The organism is Paenibacillus sp. SC116 (assembly GCF_024733555.1).
Lineage (GTDB): Bacteria > Bacillota > Bacilli > Paenibacillales > Paenibacillaceae > Paenibacillus_B.
Genome location: NZ_JANIOF010000022.1, coordinates 1 through 692, shown reverse-complemented (window position 1 = coordinate 692; position 692 = coordinate 1). Strand labels below are relative to the sequence as shown.

The 692-nt window shown below is 53.8% G+C and carries 1 rRNA gene; it reads right to left on the bottom strand.

Going from position 1 to position 692, the window contains the following annotated elements:
- Positions 1-692: ribosomal RNA gene (locus NQ117_RS23990) — 23S ribosomal RNA — on the bottom strand; the annotation flags it as partial.

Sequence of the window (692 nt, the reverse complement as noted above, 5' to 3'; positions counted from 1 at the left end):
ACGGTCCTAGGTTAGAACTCCGATACGAACAGGGTGGTATCCCAACGGTGCCTCCACCTAAGCTGGCGCTCAGGCTTCTCAGGCTCCCACCTATCCTGTACAGTCCGTACCAAAGTCCAATATCAAGCTGTAGTAAAGCTCCATGGGGTCTTTCCGTCTTGTCGCGGGTAACCTGCATCTTCACAGGTATTAAAATTTCACCGGATCTCTCGTTGAGACAGCGCCCAAGTCGTTACGCCATTCGTGCGGGTCAGAATTTACCTGACAAGGAATTTCGCTACCTTAGGACCGTTATAGTTACGGCCGCCGTTTACTGGGGCTTCGGTTCATAGCTTCGCCTTGCGGCTAACCACTCCCCTTAACCTTCCAGCACCGGGCAGGCGTCAGCCCGTATACTTCGCCTTGCGGCTTCGCACAGACCTGTGTTTTTGCTAAACAGTCGCTTGGGCCTTTTCACTGCGGCCCCCTCGGGCTATTCACCCTACCGAGGCACCCCTTCTCCCGAAGTTACGGGGTCATTTTGCCGAGTTCCTTAACGAGAGTTCTTCCGCGCGCCTTAGAATACTCATCTCGCCTACCTGTGTCGGTTTGCGGTACGGGCACCTTCTCCCTGGCTAGAGGCTTTTCTTGACAGCCTGAAATCAAGACCTTCGGTACTATAAATTTCCCTCCCCATCACAGTCCAGCCTTAA